Below are 17628 nucleotides of genomic sequence, written 5' to 3'. Positions count from 1 at the left end.
GGATCGACATTAATCCAGTCCGCAATCATGGTTGCTGGAATAGGAAGGTCCAACCGCCAAAGTAGAGGACCGCTACCAAAATTGAGGACAGTACGAGGTTGACGTAGGACCCAATAGAACAGAGCAAACTTCATGCCTGCATATTCGGTTTGGTAACCGCGACCAATTCTTCTTCCGCTTCGGGTAAGTCAAAAGGGAGACGCTCACATTCCGCCAAGGCCGCAATCCAGAACAACATAAACCAATGGGCTGGCGAATAACGTTCCAGCCGAGGATGCCATAGCCTGATTGCTGGTTAACAATGTCAATGGTGCTGAGGCTGTTGGACATCATCACACAGCCAAGACTGCTAAGGCCAGTGGGATTTCATAGCTGATGGATTGGGCTGCAGCTCGGAGTCCACCCAGCAAAGAGTATTTGTTATTGGAGGAATATCCGCCATTAGCAGACCGATTGGCGCAATGCTAGATAAGGCAATCCAGAAAAAGATGCCAATCCCTAGGTCTGTAATCAGAATGTTCTGACCAAACGGGACAATCAAATAGGAGAAAAGACAGGGATGACGACCAGGATGGGACCTAACGTAAAAAGCCAGGGGTCGGTATTGGCTGGCACAATGTCTTCTTAAAGACGAGTTTGATGCCGTCTGCCACTGGCGCTAGGATGCCAGCGGTCCGATATTCGGGCCAATCCGTTGCTGAGCCGCCGCTGAAATTTTTCGTTCTAGCCAAACCGAAACCAGGACTCCCACGTTGCGCGATAATCATCAACAACATGGGGATCGGAAGCCAAATGGTTTGGCGACACCGGGGTTAACCCAATTCCATTAAAGTTTCAACAAAGCGTTGTTCAAGATCAATACCTGGGTTCATTGCCGCCCATTCTTACTGAATTTATGATTTGTAAAGTTTCTGATGCCTAAACCAGTATATACGCCTAGGCGAGTTTCTAGGAGAATAACTTCATGCTCCGACATCCATTTCCCTAAGGGTTGAAGGAAAGGATGATTCTAGTCTATGTCTGTTCTAACGGCTCTCTGGCGGGATATAAGCAAGACTATGGTCGCCGATATAAACCTGGCTGGGGCGATAAATTCGGTTCGTTCCAACTGTTCTCGCCAGTGGGCTAACCAGCCAGCCACTCTTGCGATCGCAAGATAGGGGTAAATAAATCTGTGGGAATTCCAGTTTTTGGTAAACCAGCCCGAGTAAAAATCAACATTGGGATAAATCCCTTTACTCCCAGTTTTTCGGCCACTGCTTTTTCCAACGCTAGGGCAATTTCATAGGAGGGATCGCCGCCGGTTTTGTCAAACAATTGTTCGGCTAATTTCTGTAAGATCTTTGCTCTGGGATCCTTCACTTTATAAACTCGATGCCCAAATCCCATAATTTTAGATTTGGTGGTGAGCTTCTCTTCTAAGAAAGGCTGGACATTCTCCACTGAGCCGATCTCTGCCAGCATGGTGATCACTTCCTCGTTGGCTCCACCATGTAAAGGCCCGGCTAAGTGCCCACGGCTGAAGCACAATGGCATAGGGATCGGTGAGGGTGAGGCGGTGACCCGAGCCGAGAAGGTTGAGGCATTCATTGTATGCTCGGCATGCAGGATCAAGCAGGTGTCAAAGATTTGGCTAAAAAGGGATCCGGCTCCTGCTCATTCATCATGTAGAGGAAGTTGGCGGCATAGCTCAAATCATCCCGAGGTCGTACCGGGTCATTGCCTTTGCGAATATGCTCAAGGCTGCACCATCGTTGGGATTTTTGCCAGTAATCGCACCACGGCCCGACGAATATAAGTGGATCATCTAAAGCCCGGCGAGAATAGAACAGGCCTAAGCTGCGGCTGACGCCTGGAGGGCATCCATCGGTGACCGCTTTCGGGAAACACTTCATCATGTCCCGGATGCGATATTTGATGCGGCGATGGTGGGTGATTTCTTCTTGGAAGGCGTCTAGATCATCTGATTTGGGAAATTCCCCCAAATCAATAGATAGGCCGTTTCCAGGAAGCTGCTGTTGTCTGCGAGGGCTTCAATGGGAACACCGCGATACTCCAACTGACCGATTTGGCCATTCACAAAGCTGACCTGGGATTGAGCAGCAGGAATCCCTTCTAAACCGGGTTGAAATTCACAAGCGACCATAGTGTCTCTCAAATGAAGGTGGATAGATCGCCGACCGCCTGGAAGCACTGAGGGAGCTGGGCAGAGCGAAGGAGGGTATGGGTTCTAAAACAGCAATTTTGGAGCAGTCAACCAAAACAGGGTGCTTTGCCCTACAGGGTTGTGGTGCTCAGGCAGGAGTAGTCCAATCATACCAGCCTTCTTCAAACCAGTTGCCGACGGGGTTGCCCCCAGACTAAAATCTCGCCCATGTGCTCAAATTCGGTTCATGTCCGACCAAGGCTAAACGAGTCAAACCTTGGTTTCGCCAGTTCTGTAACCATTGGAGCCACTCTTGCCAGTTGCCGTCGGGACGTAATAAATCAGAGATATGGATAGTCGTGACTAGCCTTGGTGTTGAAGAATCTCGGCAGTCTGATAGGCGCGTACTAGGGAACTGGTCTGCAAGTCATCAAACTGGAGGCCAGCTCCTGCAAACGCTGGGCCACTTTCTGGGTTTTCTGTCGACCTTTAGCGGTTAAGGCCCGCTGCGATCGGGGAGATGGGGCTGTCGCTCTTCGGCAATTCCATGACGAATGAGATAGAGCTTCAGGGGCTGTGCCATTAGGTCCAGTCTTCTTTTTTATTCGTCCGTACGGTGTAAATTTTCTGAGTGGCGTGGATTTCGCGGGTCTTCTCAAAAAGTTGGTCTTCGGTGACATCCCATTTTTCGAGTAATTTATCCAGATCCTTTTGGATGTCTCGACTCCCTGGAAATCCGGCATAGCGAATGCGGAGTCGGGCCAGCTCAGCCCAATTTAGCGCATTAGGCTCTTCCCGTAGCAGGCGATTCAGAGTGTTGCGATCGCGATCTTGTTGCGGATGACGTTGATCCTTAAGACTATTCTCTGGTGGCATAGGATATCAACCGAATATGACCAATGAAGGATTTAAGTTTACCAGTGCCCTAGTGGGGCCTTCCGGATCTTAAAAAAATAATTCGGAACGCTGGATCCCGGATGAAGCAGCTTAGACTAATTTACTTCTAGCAACCCTGTGGCAAGCGACTCAAGTTCTGCTGCATTTCGATAGTCCTACCCCCAACGTGGAATTTGATATGACGTCCCAACCTAGCCAACGCCCCAACGTCCCTACTTTTCTTCAGGCCCTTGCTCCAAGCGCCTGGTTGGAGTCTGGAAGCCCTGAATAATGCGTTGGTGGCCGCTCCATCGGTCTGGTCCAGGGAAGGCCCGCCTGAAAGAGGTTGATCGGACGAAATCTATCCTCGGCATTCCTGAAGACTATGTCTGTGGCATGTCCCCGCCTCCGATACGGGTGCGGTAGAAATTGCCATGTGGTCGCTTCGGGGTTCGCGTGTAGAGATGGTGGCTTGGGAAAGCTTCGGCTCTGGCTGGGTAACGGATGTACAAAAGCAATTGAAACTGCCGGATTGCCGGATTACCAAAGCCGAATATGGTCATTTGCCGGATTTGTCGCAACTGGATTGCGATCGCGACATGTATTCACTTGGAACGTACACCTCCGGGTCAAAGTCCCCAACGGTGACTGGATGCAGACAATCGTCAGGGCCTCACGATTGCGGATGCTACTTCTGCCACCTTGCCATGGAATTCCTGGACCAAGCTGGATGTGGTGACCTGGTCCTGGCAAAAGGTAATGGGCGGAGAAGCGCCCACGCATGTTGGTTTTGAGCCCTCGGGCAGTCGAGCGATAGAGCCTATAGCCCCGCGTGGCCACTCCCTAAGATTTCAGTTAACGAAAAAGGCAAGCTGAATGCAGCGATTTTCACTGGTTCACCATCACACTCCTTCTATGCTCGTGTGGAAGATGCTTTGGATGGCTGAAATGGCGGAGAGCCTGGGTGGAGTCTCAGCATTGATCGCGAGAATCGCAAGCAAACCTGACCGCAATCACTAACTGGGTTGACCGCACAGATGGTGGATTCCTTGCCGTAGATCCGACCACCCGCTCCAATACGTCTATCTGTCTTAAAATCGTGGATCCTGGTATACGGCTCTCTGCCGAAGATCAGGCCAAAGAGCTAAGCAATTAGCGACCTGCTAGATAAGGAGGGGTTGCTTATGATATCGGGTCTTATCGGGATGCGCCCCAGGACTGAGAATTTGGGCGGAGCCACAGTCGATACGGCAGATTGGAAGCCTTGACGCCTTGGTTAGATTGGGCTTACGAACAGATGAAGGCTAGTCACGGTTAATCTGCGCGGCTATCTACTCATTTTCTACATCTATACAAATTCGGAGATGGGAGTGTGTCAGCCCAACGCTCCCATTTTTCAAGGAATATCAATCGATAATCCTGACTTCCCAGCAAAAATTTGCTGCAGGCTATTGATGAGGCAAGTCATCTCTGGAGGAGTCAATCAAAGTGAAGGTCATAGTGATGATATCCATCCAGGAATAAAGCCGTCTTTCATCTAACGTGGCTGTCATCAAATTGTGAGTTACAGATATTGTCAAATCATCGACGTGACTCACTAACTGGTCAACGACCATCACCTCAATATGCTCAGAATGAGGAAATCTTGAGAGAGAAAAACAATAATTCTTGGCCTTATCAAAACCGTAAACATAGGCCATGCCGTAGTCTGTATCGTAAGGTGAAGCCGAAATCTGGACGACTAGCGCCATCTTTTATCAGTCATTGCTGGGAAAAGTAAGGGGTGTCAGTCTTTGGAGCTTCACTTGATATCCACTAGACTGCCGACTTTCCATCTTTGAGCGTTACGAGAATGCGGTAAGAAGAATCTTTTGTTGCCAGACGTAGGTTGTTTCTGTGGAGGTTGTCCTGGAAACTTCTTTACCTTTCCGGGACTGCCATAATTTTCTTGACGTCTTCATAGGACATATTTAACTGGAGCTGTTGTATTGCTCCTGGGTAACCAGCTCTTTATTTTGGCAGCTGATCAGGAGTAAGGAAGCAAACATTAGACTGCCAAGATATGTGAGACGGTTGTGTTGGGTCATTGTTGCTCGCTGTGATGGAATAGGGCTGTGAAAGTGACGAAATGCCATAGGCTGAGCCTATTGTTCCCCATAACAGTTTTTCCTCTGACCCATTTGCGTGAGCGGCGAGGTGCTGAGTTGCATGAGGAATCGTGTGGAAAGTCTTGTCTATCACGGATAAAGCCTTGTAAATCCGTACAATAGGGTCATGACTCCCACCTCTACTTCCCCAGCACCCGCTGCACTTCAGTCTTCCGCAAGCGCAGACTCCAAACCCACCCTGGTTTTGGTTGACGGACATTCCCTGGCTTTTCGGGCTTACTATGCTTTTGCTAAAGGCCGAGAAGGCGGATTACGAACCTCTACAGGGATTCCCACGAGTGTCTGTTATGGGTTTCTTAAGAACCTACTGGATTTACTGAAGACCGAAAACCCCATTATTTAGCCATCGCCTTTGACTTGGGGGGACCGACCTTTCGCCATAAAGCCGATGAAACCTATAAAGCCAACCGAGCCGAAACCCCCGAGGACTTCATCCCAGATCTAGAAAATTGCAAGAGCTTTTGACCGCTATGGATTTGCCCATTGTGGTTGAGCCGGGGTATGAAGCGGATGATGTGCTAGGCACGTTGGCCTATCAGGCGAGTCAGCAAGGCTTTAAGGTGAAGATCCTCAGTGGCGATCGCGATTATTTCAGCTGGTTCAGCCTGACGATCGGGTTCGTATTCTCTATATGAGCAATATCTATAGTGCTGCCTCTCGGAGTGGAGCCCCACCAGGGTCATTGGCCCCACCGAAGTCCAAGAAAGATGGGCGTCATGGTTGAGCAGATTGTCGATTACAAGGCGCTTTGTGGAGACTCGTCCGATAATATTCCGGGGGTGAAGGGGATTGGCGATAAAACTGCCGTTAAGCTGCTGACGGAGTATGGCACCCTCGATAATATCTATGCCTCGGTTGATCAAATTAAAGGAGCTGTTCAGAAAAAACTGATCACGGGCAAAGAGGCTGCCTATCATTCTCAATTTATGGCTCGTATTGTCTTGGATGTGCCTTTAAAGGTGGGGCCAAAAGACTTTGAACTCAAAGGCTTCACCTCGGATAAGGTGTCTCCTGTGCTGGAGAAGCTAGAATTTCAGTCTTTCCTGCGCCAAATTAACCAGTTACAAAAGCAGTTTGGGGGAGAAGCCATCGCCCCACCTGCCCCTACCGCGTCTCCGGTTACAGACGATGGAGATGACACCTGGTTTTTTAGTGCTGAAGATACGGAGGCTGCTCAAACGCCGCCACCTCCTCAACTGGTCCCTCGAATTGTGGATACGCCGGCCAGTTGAAAGAGTTAATCACGATTTTGGAAGCGTGCACCGATGTCAACCGTCCTGTGGCCTGGGATACAGAGACCGATAGCCTTTCCCCCCGAGATGCCCATCTCGTTGGTATTGGCTGTTGCTGGCAGGGGGATGAACAGGCGATTGCCTATATTCCAGTCGGCCATAAAGAGGGTGACAACTTAGAGCTTGCGACGGCCCTGGAAGGGTTACGCCCCATTTTAGAAAGTGATGCTTATCCCAAGGTGCTCCAAAATGCCAAATTTGATCGGTTGGTATTCCAGTTCCAGGGAATTCATCTTCAGGGGGTTGTCTTTGACACGATGCTGGCTAGTTATGTGCTAAATCCAGAACGTAGCCATAACCTGACGGATCTCTCTCGAAATTATCTGCAAATAACGGCAAAAAGCTATAAGGAATTGGTCAAAAAGGGGCAAACCATTGCTGACTTATCCATTTCTCAAGTGGCAGAATATTGCGGCTTGGATGTATTCACCACCTATCAGCTGAGGGAGAAGCTGGAAGCTGAACTGGCTGCAATTCCCTCCCTATATGGCCTCTTCCAGGAAGTAGAGCTGCCTTGGAAGCGGTGTTGGCGGTGATGGAAACGTCGGGTGTCCGCATTGACCAAGACTATTTGCAAACCCTCTCTACCCAATTAGAGGCGGATCTCCAGCGCTTGGAGGCCGGGCGTATGAGCTAGCCGGAGAAATCTTCAATTTAGGCTCCCCTAAGCAGTTGAGTGAAATCCTATTTGGCCGCCTAGAGCTGGATGTTAAGAAGTCCCGCAAGACCAAGCTGGGCTACTCTACGGATGCCGCCACTTTGGAAAAACTGCAGGGTGATCATCCGATTATCGATGTGCTGTGGAGTATCGAACCTTAGCCAAACTCAAATCTACCTATGTGGATGCCTTACCCACCTTGGTCAGAGAAGATACCCATCGTATCCATACGGACTTAATCAGGCGGTGACCGCGACGGGACGCCTGTCTTCCTCGAATCCCAACTTGCAGAATATTCCGATACGGACTGAATTTAGCCGTCAAATCCGAGCTGCATTTATTCCCGAATCGAGCTGGATCCTGATGGCAGCGGATTATTCCCAAATTGAGCTGCGGATCCTTGCCCACCTCAGCCAAGAGCCACGGCTATTAGATGCCTATCGGAATGGTCAGGATGTTCACTCTCTGACGGCTCAATTGCTGTTGGAAAAAGATGAAATTGCAGCCGAGGAACGAAGGCTAGCGAAGATTATCAACTTTGGTGTTATCTATGGCATGGGACCCCATCGATTTGCCCGTGAGGCTGGGGTTAAATATGGCGAGGCCAAAGACTTTATTCAGCGGTTTTACGATCGCTATCCAGAGGTTTTGCCTATTTGCAGCGGATGGAGCGAGAAGCGGTGAGCCAAGGCTATGTGGAAACGATTCTTGGACGCCGACGCTATTTTGAGTTTGATAGTCGGAGTCTGAAAAAATATCGCGGTAAAGCTCTAGAAGAGTTAGCAGAAGTCGATCTCAGTGATATCAAAATGAGTAGCTATGATCGAGGTCTGCTGAGGGCAGCAGCCAATGCTCCCATCCAAGGTTCTAGTGCTGACTTGATTAAAATTGCCATGGTTCAACTCCAGGCTGCTCTTGAACCCTATAAGAGTCGACTGCTGATGCAGGTCCATGATGAATTAGTGTTGGAAGTCCCTGTAGATGAGGTGGACGATGTGCGATCGCAAATCAAAACCACCATGGAAACAGCGCTCCCCCTCAGCATCCCCTTGGTAGCTGAAGTCCATACTGGGGCCAACTGGATGGAAGCCAAATAGCATTAAAAGCCGCTTGCTGGCGGTATCTTAATTAAAACGGAGAGGGGGGGATTCGAACCCCCGTTAGGTTTGACCCTAAAACAGATTTCGAGTCTGCCGCATTCAACCACTCTGCCACCTCTCCAGGTTGGTGATTTTGGTTTAGTCTAACGCCTATTCTACAGGGGAGAAGCCGGATTTTCACTAAGGGGAAGGTGGATTCAAAACCACGATCGCGAGTCCACTGCACTGCCCATCTCTGGGCGTCCAATAAACTTTGGAGATTCGGCGTTCTAACTGGCTCAAGCTTTCGGCATCAATATTGCGAGACGTGAGAATAAGAACTTTAGGTTGCAAGTGGTGAATCGCTTCTAGATCAACTTGTGTGGACCACCATAGCACTTGCGGCGAGGGGACTTGGGCCGTTTGCAGCCAAGGTAATAATCCTTGATACCTACCCGAAACCATCAGCCAGTTTGTTGATTGATAGTGAACTGCAACAGAGTCGGTTGGTGACGCAAGACGCTAATTTGAGTTTGGTCTTGAACCAGTTGCTCACCGACTTGAAGGAAACGTAGCTTTTCCGGTTGGACCTGAGATCCAAGAAGTTGCTCTTGTAGTGCGGTGTTGTTGGTTACAGAGATGGGAATCAACTTCTTTAGGGAGACCTGCTGGAGTAACGCGGGCCATCCGTCTCTCCAGCGAGATCGTAAGTCTGTGGCTAAGGCCAGATCCACTTGATCAATGCCCTGGCGTTGTAAAAAAGGAACGAGGGTTTGTGATGCGGTGTTGCGATCGCCACTATTCAATACCAGCGTCGATCTGGGTTGCTGGATCACCATCATCGGGGGTGTGGCCCGGTCAAAAATCGTGATTTGGAAGCGATGGACTTGATGATGCCAAATGGGCAGAATGATGATACCCAAGGCCAAGGTTATCAATAGCGGTAGGCGCTGCTGCCAAATGGGTAAGAGCCAAGCCGACACCAGCAGCCCATAGAGCACTACCAACTGCCCAATGGAGATCATGCCCAAGGTTAAGGAGGCTCCCGGTAACTGGCTGATCTGAGTGACCAGCCAAATCAGTCCTTGAGTCGGTATTGCCAGCAGCCAAGCCAATAGCCCCCCTGCCAAAGGCCACACCACCGCTACGATACCGCTGCAAAATCCACCTGCCGTCAGCAGAATCAGCAGCGGCGTTGTGCAAATATTGGCCAGCAAACAATAAATCGGGGCGATTCCAAACTGATAGAGCTGTAAGGGCAAGGTCCACAACATAGCGGCGATAGGCACCGCGAATAGGGATGCGAACGCAGGCGGTAACCAATCCAGTTTGTGAGTTAAGGGTGGCACCGTCACAATCAGTCCCAAAGTGGCGAGGAAGCTGAGTTGGAACCCCAAATCCCAGATCCATTGGGGTTGGATAACGAGCAGCCCCACAGCCACGACCAGCAATACGCCCACTGGATTTAACTTCTGGTTGGCCGCAACGGCAGCCAGACCTGCCATCCCCATTAAGACTGCACGGGAAACCGAGGGCTCAAATCCACTCAAGAAGATAAACAGGATTAAGCCGATCAGCCCGGTGAACAGTTGAGTTCGAGACGATAGACGACCCGTGATCTTTAACAGTCCTGCAAGAATGATAGAAACATGGAATCCTGACGCGGCTAGGGCATGAGCCAAACCGACTTTGACAAAGCGATTGCGGAGATCGAACGGTAAATCAACCCGACGATGGCCCAAGACCATGGCGCTGACTAACGCACCTTTTTCGGGTCCCAGGAATCGGGCGTGCGATCGCACAATGCGCTGCCGAACTGCCCATCCGCCCCAAGTTCCTCTAGACTGCTTGACTGTAGCAGTTTTACCTCGCAAACCTGCGAAAATACCGGAACGAGTGAGGTAATCTTCAAAATCAAAGCCTTGGGGTGTAGTGGAGCGACGAGGCTTGTATAGATAGCCAGAAATTTCCAATCGCTGTCCTGGATGCAGTTCTTGCCCCTGCTTTGGAGGCAAGGATACATAGAGTAAGCCACGAACCGTTTTTTGAATTGGCTTTGCTTGTAGTTTTAACGCCTGAAGCTGAAACTGAACGGTTTGACTCCGTGTCAGGCGAGGCATGGTTTTGACTTTGCCTGTAACCGTCACGGGCGATCGCGAGACTTCAGAGACGATTCGACTGATATCTCTTGAGCCTGGAGTTGGGGTGCGGACGAAGAAATATAGGCTCGCAAATAATGCGATGGCTAAAGCCAATAGCCAAAAGGCAACCCTTGGGCCTCGTCGCCAGGGATAAAGAAGCGGCCAGGGTGTTCGTAAGCTAAGCACTCGTATTCCCATTAGCCCCAGCCCTAAGCCCATCAACCCTACCCAGCCATAAGGATGAGCCGTAGAGAGTAAGCCGACTATCCAGGCGATACAGAGAATGGCCCCATTCAACGCCTGCATTTAGATCCTAAATTGCTGCAGATCATCACAGTTGTAGAGTTGACGGTCTTCACCGCTACGAATTAACCGCTGCTGCAATTTGGGATAGTCACAGATATCGACAGAGCGTCGTTCTCCCCCCATCAAATAGACCAAGTCTTGGTCAAAAGGATTAGACAAGCTATGGGGCTGGGAAGGTGCTGTAAATCCCATAAAGTCGCCTGGACCAACTTCATATGAAGCATTGCCAATCTCGGCAATCCCTTTTCCCGAAAGGACATAAACAAATTCTTCTTCTTGATGATGGTAGTGAAACTGCGTGGTGTCCCGACCCGGCTCTACTCTAACCAGATGAACTCCCAGCCGTTCAAGTCCCACCCAGTCCCCAATCGATTTAGTGTGTCGTACCGCATTAGAGTTTAAAGGATGTTGAAAATGTTGTTCGGGGGACTCTTGAATCGTGGAGGCTTTGACTAAGTGAGGCATAGATACACTCCTGAGTCACATAGGACGTCCCATCCCTTCCTGGGAGGAATGCTCGAAGAGCAGGGTGGGTCTCTCCAATATCCTACAGAACAAGACTCATTTGGATGATTTTTGCTAAATCCACATCTTAATCTCTTCAAAAATCAGCGGTGGCTGAGTTTGTGCCAGTCTCTCAGAAAACCCTAAAAAGTGGATCCCTCAAGACTTTAATCGCTCGGTCTCTTATTTATGCAACTTCCCCTTTGTGGGATGCCGCGTCAATTTCTATCGCTAGCTTTAAAGCTTTGTAGTGAAAATCCACAATACATTGATAAATAGGGCTTGCTTCGAAAGTCTAAGGTTGAATATTTGCAGTGTATCCAAGTGTTGAGCGCCCTTGAGAAGTGCAAGGAAAATCGTTCAAAATACTCAAAACCTTTGCACATGCACCCCAATGTATCGTCGTCCATCCCCCGGTCAACTGTCCTTTAAGAACTTCTACTTGCCCTTCGGAGGCAAACTATCAGAAGAGAATCGCTGGGTCAAACTCGCCGAGCTGATTCCTTGGGAGAGCTTTGAGTCAGAGTATGCAGAGCAATTCAGTCAGACCATGGGGGCACCTGCCAAACCCTTTCGTGTGGCCTTAGGGACCTTAATCATCAAAGAGAAACTGGGTGTATCCGATGCAGAGACCGTAGAACAGATTCGAGAGAACCCCTACTTGCAGTACTTTCTGGGTTTTAGTGAATATCGAGAGAGTGCTCCGTTTGATGCCTCCATGCTGGTTCACTTTCGCCAACGGTTGAATCTAGAGCTACTGACTCAAGTCAACGACGCAGTCGTGGAATCAGTGCTCGCATCTGAGGGTTCTCCTGTTGTGATGTCCCCTGAGTCATCTCCTTCTCCTGAAGATGACGAAGATGAGCCTCCTGCCCCTCCCAACCAGGGCCAATTGTTGATAGACGCGACCTGTGCGCCAGCCGATATTCGCTATCCGACAGACTTAGATCTGCTCAATGATGCCCGCAAAGCGAGTGAAGCCATCCTTGATGCTTTATATGCTCAAGTCATGCTGTCTCTCAAGGGCAAACCTCGCACCTACCGCCAAAAGGCCCGCAAAGCTTATCTGGCCATTGCCAAGAAACGTCAACCGAGTCGCAAGCTGATTCGTAAAGGGATTCGTCAGCAGTTGGGCTATGTGCGTCGGAATCTAGCCCACATTGATGGATTGATAGCTTTAGGAGCGTCTCTGTCCCGACTGTCCCGGCGACAGTACCGTCTGTTGCTGGTGATTCATGAAGTCTTTCGACAGCAAGAGTGGATGTATCAACAGCACGTGCGTCGAGTAGATGACCGTATTGTCAGCCTCACTCAGCCTCATGTCCGACCGATGGTCCGAGGCAAAGCTGGAGTACCTGTTGAGTTTGGGGCCAAGCTATCCCTCAGTTGTGTCAACGGATGTGTGTTTCTGGAACGTTTAAGCTGGGATGCGTTCAATGAATCCCAGCATCTTCAATATCAAGTGGAAGCTTTCATCGTCGCTTTGGCCATTATCCTCTCTCAGTCCATGCCGACCAAATCTATCGAACCCGAGCTAATCGACGATGGTGTAAAGCTCGAGGTATCCGATTGAGTGGACCACCGTTAGGAAGACCTCAACAAGACCCCCAGGTGCAGGGCCAACTCAAGCAACAAGCACGGGAGGACGAAAAGGTGAGAGTCCAAATTGAGGGCAAGTTTGGGCAGGCCAAGCGAAGATTTGGCTTGAATCGAGTGATGGCGAAGTTAGCGGATACGGCTGCTAGTGCGATTGCTATCACGTTCTTGGTGATGAATCTAGAGCGGTGGCTCCGCCACCTTTTATCATTCATTTTTGGGTGGGATTGCTGGTGTTGGAAAGCGTTATGGAGCTGCCAGGGCTGCCTTGGGGCTTTTCTAGGGCCAGTGAAGGAATATGGCCCTGGCCGTCACAACTGGGTTGATTGTACGATTTGATGCCAGGAATTAGCTCAATTTACTTTTTCAGCAAACCCTAAATAGGGCGCTGCCAAGTGAAGTCATAGCCTAACAGCTGTTTCTCCTTTAGTCATTGCCAGAGTGAAACTTCACCCGGAGTCATATCCTGCCTGAGATAACGACCTTTTGAACTCATTTGGGGATATCGGGCAGAATTGATCGTTTCATAATCGATTTATCGTTCTTACTGCTGCTAAAGTATCAAGCCTGTTGAGATTAACCTGAATTTTGGCCATTAACCCACCCTCTCTTTTGGTACCCCTCCCAAAATGGGGAAGGTCCACTCCATCTTTGTGCTTGGCTGCAAGATTGATGTGGCTTCTTTGCATAGATAGGGGAGTGGAGGGTGGGCTAAATGATTGTGATTCCCTGCTGGGTTAAAACGATAAGCCGAGTTTCAAACCTAGTAGTGTGTGGACCACTAGCAGAACTAGAGCAGAGCTGCCAATATAAGCATGGGCAGAGCGAAAACTCGTTTCTCCCCAGAAATTGCTGAGCGACAGCACCGCATTAGTCGCCAATAAACCAATCACAGCGGTCCCCGACCAGAAGTGGGGACTCTCGAAAATAGGCTGTTCCTGCATCACCAAAGACAGCACGCCTCCGGTATATCCCAAGACGATAAACAAAAACATCCAAGGCACGACTTGGGCATGGGCAGCTCGTTTTTTGTTACCGTCTTCTTCGTCAGTGGCTAAGCGACCTTGCCAGCCTTTTACACCGGCATAGGATCCCATCACAAACACCACAATTCCCATCATGGTGGGATGCCCCCAATGCACGATCGGCTCAGGCAAGCCTAAACTTTGAAAAAATCCCGCAATGGGGGCCAGTAGTTCTTCCATCTTTAAAGTGCTCCTTCAAGGCTTCGGCAGTGTTCTTATGACAGCGTGATTCCCTTCAATTGGGTGATACAACCGCTACGACTTCTAAGTGTAATGATTTCTTGCGAACGGTTGGGGCGCAGTAAAAACGGCTCTAAGTTGCGACTTCATCAAACGCTTGATTAGTAGTGGGAATCACTGAAGTTAGGATCAGGGAGGGGAAAGCGACTACAATGACGATGGCTCTCACTTTGGTAAAGTTACCCGCAATTATGGCTGTAAAGAAAGGAAGTCTAGTCCGTATCGTTCCCGAAAAATTTGAAAATAGCTTAGAGGCCAAGGCCAGCGATCGCCGCTTGCCGCCCTATGTATTTGAGGGTACTGGCGAAGTACTAGAAATTAAGGGTGACTATGCCCAGATTCAGTTTCGCGTCCCTGTGCCAACGGTTTGGCTCCGGGTTGATCAGCTAGAAGCGGCCTAATCATCTCAACGATTGGTTACGGATTAAGTGCGATCGCATCTTATCCCACCACAATAGAGGTATGGACCTCATCTGCTTACCCGGCACTCAAGCCCCCCGCGTCACAATTGTAGGTGCAGGCAATGTTGGTAGTACCTTGGGCCAGCGAATTGTCGAAAAGAATATTGCCGACGTTGTCCTGCTGGATATTCAAGCGAGTCGTCCTCAGGGGTTAGCCCTAGATTTAATGGAAGCCCGCGGCGTCGAACATCACGACCGCACCATTATCGGCACAGCAGACTATACCGATACTCAAAACTCAGATGTCATCGTAATTACGGCTGGCCTTCCTCGCAAACCGGGGATGAGTCGGGACGATCTACTCAAGGTAAATGCCCAAATTATTACCAATGTCACTCGCCAAGCGATAGCTCAATCCCCCCATGCCATCTTGATGGTGGTCACCAATCCCTTAGACGTGATGACCTATCTGGCTTGGCAAGCCAGTGGATTACCTCCAGAACGTGTCGTTGGTATGGCAGGGGTTCTAGATGCGGCTCGATTCGAAACCTTTATTGCCCTAGAACTCAAAGTCTCGATTGCCAACGTTCATGCCATGGTGCTTGGTGGACATGGGGATCTAATGGTGCCTTTGCCCCGCTATTCCACTGTTAGCGGCATCCCGATCACTGAATTGATGGATGAGGCGACAATTCAGCGTCTCGTCGAGCGAACCCGTAATGGAGGCGCGGAAATCGTTAGTCTTATGCAGGCGGGTAGTGCTTATTTTGCACCAGCTTCCTCTGCTTCCTTAATGGTGGAATCCATTCTATTTAATCGCTCGCGCATCTTGCCTGCGGCAGCCTACCTGAATGGGCAATATGGGCTGTCTGATCTTTTCTTGGGAGTTCCTACCTGTTTAAGCCGTCAGGGAGTGACAAAAGTATTAGAACTTGAATTATCCGCAGAGGACTATCAGTCATTGCAGACATCAGCTCAGGCGGTTCGGCAGAATATTACCACTGCCCAAACCTTGTTAAGGTCTGGCAATTAGTTGTAACGACCGTTCAAATAATTGAGAATCCCCTCAGCAATAGCTTGGGCCATTTGTTTTCGCCAAGCAGGATTCCTCAGTCCGACAATATCTTGAGCACCGGTGAGAAACCCTGTTTCAACCAGAATCGCTGGCATTGAGGTCTTCCGAATCACATAGAATCGGGCTGGACGAACTCGGCGATCCGGCATCCTTAAACGACGAAGAATAGTGTTATGAACGGTCCGTGCTAAGCGGGATCCTAAGAGAGCGCCGGGCGCATGATAGGTTTCTAGGCCATTTACATCCGGACGGCTCATACTGATGGCATTGGCATGGATACTGACAAAAGCTGTAGCATTCACTCGCTCAGCCAGGCTGACACGGGGAGGCAGATCAACATCCACTTCCCGTGTTCGGGTGAGATAAACCACCACTCCCTGACGCTGAAGAATTCGAGAGACTTCTAAGCTAATATCCAAAACCACATTCGTTTCCCGCAAACCGCCAATGCCAATTGCACCTGGATCGGGACCTCCATGGCCAGGATCAATGACAATCACTTTTCGACCACGAACGGGGCGACCCGTCACAGGAGGGGGGGATGGGGTTGTTGAGGGAAAAGGATTACTCGGAATGCGGGTAATCGGACGTTGACCGGGTCGGAGGAGATTGAGGGCAATCGACTGATTTGATAGTTTCTGGACCCCCGTCACTCTGACATTGGTACTGGGTTTGGCCAGAATAGTAACCGTATTGCTATCTGACTCCGTAACAGTAATGTCAGATAAGGGGCTGCCAGACCCTAATCGTGGTTTTCTTAAGTCATCTGCTAGTTTGGCAGAATTAATGGTAATTTGATACGCCCGACCAGACCAACGGGTGCTGTAAGAGATCGGTTGATCGGCTTGAATAAGGAGCTGCCGACCGCCTAAATCGATACGGCGAACCGTATTCAGTCGGCTATTTGCAGTGGTGGAAGGGGTCGGGCGATTAGGTGAAACTAAACTGACGGTTGTCCCCGGACGACGAGCTGAACGATTGGCCGATGGACCACCTTTGGGCAACAGGACAATGCCGCTGAAGCGACTGACACTTGCCATCCAGTCTGGACTCTCTCGATCTACCATTAGCAACAGCTCCGCCTCTGAATCAGAGACAGATTTCAAAGTCATGCTTTTAATGCCGTGATATCCCGGCGTGAAGGTCTTCGCCAGTTGAGGGGAAATAGTGGTCCCAGAGATCTTGAATGTGATCTCTTTTTTATTGCGGCTGCGCTTGACTTTTACTTTGGGTTTACTCTTCTTTGTTGGTAAGAAAAGACCATCAACGGTCACTAAAATATCACTGATCCCCGATGAGCTTTGGGCAATTTGGAGGGGAGGAGACGGAGATTTTGTTGCGACGATTTTTGGTGAGAGAGCAGGTGCTGGCTGAACGGCCTGGAATGGGGGTAGAGGGGCTGGAGCCAATGCTGTGGAACTATTGTCAGGCGTTTCACTTGAGGACTGCCACCGCTGGGGAGTGGGTAAATTGATCGACCAGTTGGTGGGTGAATTCCCCTCCACTTTGACTTCCTGTGGATCGAGGGTATAAGCCGGATCTAATTCCACTACAATCCGTGCGGTTTGTGCATTGACTTGTCCGAGGCGGATGGAGCGAAACTGGCTTCCCAAACGTTGCTTTAAGGTTCTCTGACCTAGGACAATCCCAGGTAGATCGACGACTAAGCGAGTGGGGTTGGGAATGAGCTGTACCCGAGGCCGAATTTCTTCATCTGTGGTGAATTCCAATCGATTTTGATTTTGGTCAAACCGCCAAGACTGAAGTTGGGCTGCTTCCGCCGGTAAGCAACTGAGAAAGAGCCCGCATAGACTGGGGAGTAGCCAACGTAACGAGTGAGTGGTCCTCCTTTGTCTATGGACAGTCTGTAAATGGTGGCGCATGCAATGTCTCCATGGATAAATCGACCCCCTAACGCTTTCAAGCTGTCTCAATGTAGGAGCACTTGACGTTCGCCTAGTCCGCAAAAGGGGTATGGCAGTCTGCAAGCTTCGGGACGCCCAATTGAGCATCAAAGTTTCTGTGATGACTTGCGACTGCACCCCAATAATGGCATTAGATGCCATATCAGGTAGGAGTTACAGAGCTTTGATCTCAATCAAGTTTTGATCAAGCATTATC

General features: G+C 49.8%; 10 protein-coding genes, 1 tRNA gene and 7 pseudogenes. 6 read left to right on the top strand and 12 right to left on the bottom strand.

The genetic code is table 11. The features are described from left to right. A pseudogene (locus ON05_RS30210) lies at positions 1-872 on the bottom strand (NADH-quinone oxidoreductase subunit H); the annotation flags it as partial. A gap of 131 nt (positions 873-1003) precedes the next feature. Between ON05_RS30210 and ON05_RS30205 the strand changes: the two are divergent. Then, positions 1004-1129 (top strand): hypothetical protein, encoded by a 126-nt coding sequence (locus ON05_RS30205; protein WP_262562487.1) that lies wholly within the window; start codon positions 1004-1006, stop codon positions 1127-1129. Between the two features lie 12 nt (positions 1130-1141). On the opposite strand, the pseudogene ON05_RS30200 reads toward ON05_RS30205, so the two are convergent. The 4 genes and pseudogenes from ON05_RS30200 to ON05_RS30190 form a co-directional block, all read right to left on the bottom strand. After that, positions 1142-1231, bottom strand: a pseudogene (locus ON05_RS30200) (hypothetical protein); the annotation flags it as partial. A 74-nt stretch (positions 1232-1305) separates the two neighbouring features. Then, positions 1306-2146: pseudogene (locus tag ON05_RS30195) on the bottom strand (citrate/2-methylcitrate synthase); the annotation flags it as partial. 84 nt (positions 2147-2230) lie between these two features. After that, a pseudogene (sixA, locus tag ON05_RS38810) lies at positions 2231-2717 on the bottom strand (phosphohistidine phosphatase SixA). A gap of 11 nt (positions 2718-2728) precedes the next feature. Continuing rightward, the gene (locus tag ON05_RS30190) at positions 2729-3022 is read right to left on the bottom strand and encodes a DUF3288 family protein (RefSeq protein ID WP_010467646.1); all 294 of its coding nucleotides are present in this window, start codon (positions 3020-3022) and stop codon (positions 2729-2731) included. A 199-nt stretch (positions 3023-3221) separates the two neighbouring features. Here ON05_RS30190 and ON05_RS38805 point away from each other — a divergent pair. Further along, positions 3222-4340: pseudogene (locus ON05_RS38805) on the top strand (phosphoserine transaminase). Positions 4341-4470: 130 nt separating this feature from the next. On the opposite strand, the gene ON05_RS30175 reads toward ON05_RS38805, so the two are convergent. Next, positions 4471-4773 (bottom strand): hypothetical protein, encoded by a 303-nt coding sequence (locus tag ON05_RS30175; protein WP_262562484.1) that lies wholly within the window; start codon positions 4771-4773, stop codon positions 4471-4473. Positions 4774-5296: 523 nt separating this feature from the next. Between ON05_RS30175 and polA the strand changes: the two are divergent. Next, positions 5297-8237: pseudogene (gene polA, locus ON05_RS38800) on the top strand (DNA polymerase I). Positions 8238-8274: 37 nt separating this feature from the next. On the opposite strand, the gene ON05_RS30165 reads toward polA, so the two are convergent. The 4 genes from ON05_RS30165 to ON05_RS30150 form a co-directional block, all read right to left on the bottom strand. Next, positions 8275-8361: transfer RNA gene (locus ON05_RS30165), tRNA-Ser, on the bottom strand. Positions 8362-8420: 59 nt separating this feature from the next. After that, entirely contained in the window at positions 8421-8684 is a 264-nt protein-coding gene (locus ON05_RS30160; RefSeq protein WP_262562483.1) for a hypothetical protein, read from the bottom strand. After that, entirely contained in the window at positions 8684-10666 is a 1983-nt protein-coding gene (locus tag ON05_RS30155) for a ComEC/Rec2 family competence protein (protein WP_262562482.1), read from the bottom strand. The genes ON05_RS30160 and ON05_RS30155 overlap by 1 nt, the downstream gene beginning before the upstream one ends. Further along, positions 10667-11131: a cupin domain-containing protein gene (locus ON05_RS30150; protein WP_010467652.1), complete on the bottom strand. Its 465-nt coding sequence runs from the start codon at positions 11129-11131 to the stop codon at positions 10667-10669. 433 nt (positions 11132-11564) lie between these two features. Between ON05_RS30150 and ON05_RS30145 the strand changes: the two are divergent. Further along, positions 11565-13092: pseudogene (locus ON05_RS30145) on the top strand (IS5 family transposase). 411 nt (positions 13093-13503) lie between these two features. Here ON05_RS30145 and ON05_RS30140 read toward each other — a convergent pair. Then, positions 13504-13971: a DUF4079 domain-containing protein gene (locus tag ON05_RS30140; RefSeq protein ID WP_010477456.1), complete on the bottom strand. Its 468-nt coding sequence runs from the start codon at positions 13969-13971 to the stop codon at positions 13504-13506. 251 nt (positions 13972-14222) lie between these two features. Here ON05_RS30140 and ON05_RS30135 point away from each other — a divergent pair, with 251 nt between their 5' ends. Together ON05_RS30135 and mdh are read left to right on the top strand one after the other, a co-directional pair. Beyond that, on the top strand, positions 14223-14432 hold the full coding sequence (locus tag ON05_RS30135; RefSeq protein ID WP_010477454.1) for an NAD(P)H-quinone oxidoreductase subunit O: 210 nt from the start codon (positions 14223-14225) through the stop codon (positions 14430-14432). Between the two features lie 61 nt (positions 14433-14493). Further along, positions 14494-15465 carry a malate dehydrogenase gene (mdh, locus tag ON05_RS30130; protein WP_010477452.1) on the top strand — a complete coding sequence of 324 codons (972 nt, stop codon included), beginning with the start codon at positions 14494-14496 and terminating at the stop codon, positions 15463-15465. Here the strand turns inward: mdh and ON05_RS30125 are convergent. Further along, positions 15462-17390 (bottom strand): N-acetylmuramoyl-L-alanine amidase, encoded by a 1929-nt coding sequence (locus ON05_RS30125; RefSeq protein WP_010477450.1) that lies wholly within the window; start codon positions 17388-17390, stop codon positions 15462-15464. The genes mdh and ON05_RS30125 overlap by 4 nt on opposite strands. Between the last annotated feature and the right edge of the window lie 238 nt (positions 17391-17628).

The organism is Acaryochloris sp. CCMEE 5410, assembly GCF_000238775.2.
Classification (GTDB): domain Bacteria; phylum Cyanobacteriota; class Cyanobacteriia; order Thermosynechococcales; family Thermosynechococcaceae; genus Acaryochloris.
This window is presented reverse-complemented; position numbering and strand designations above follow the sequence as displayed.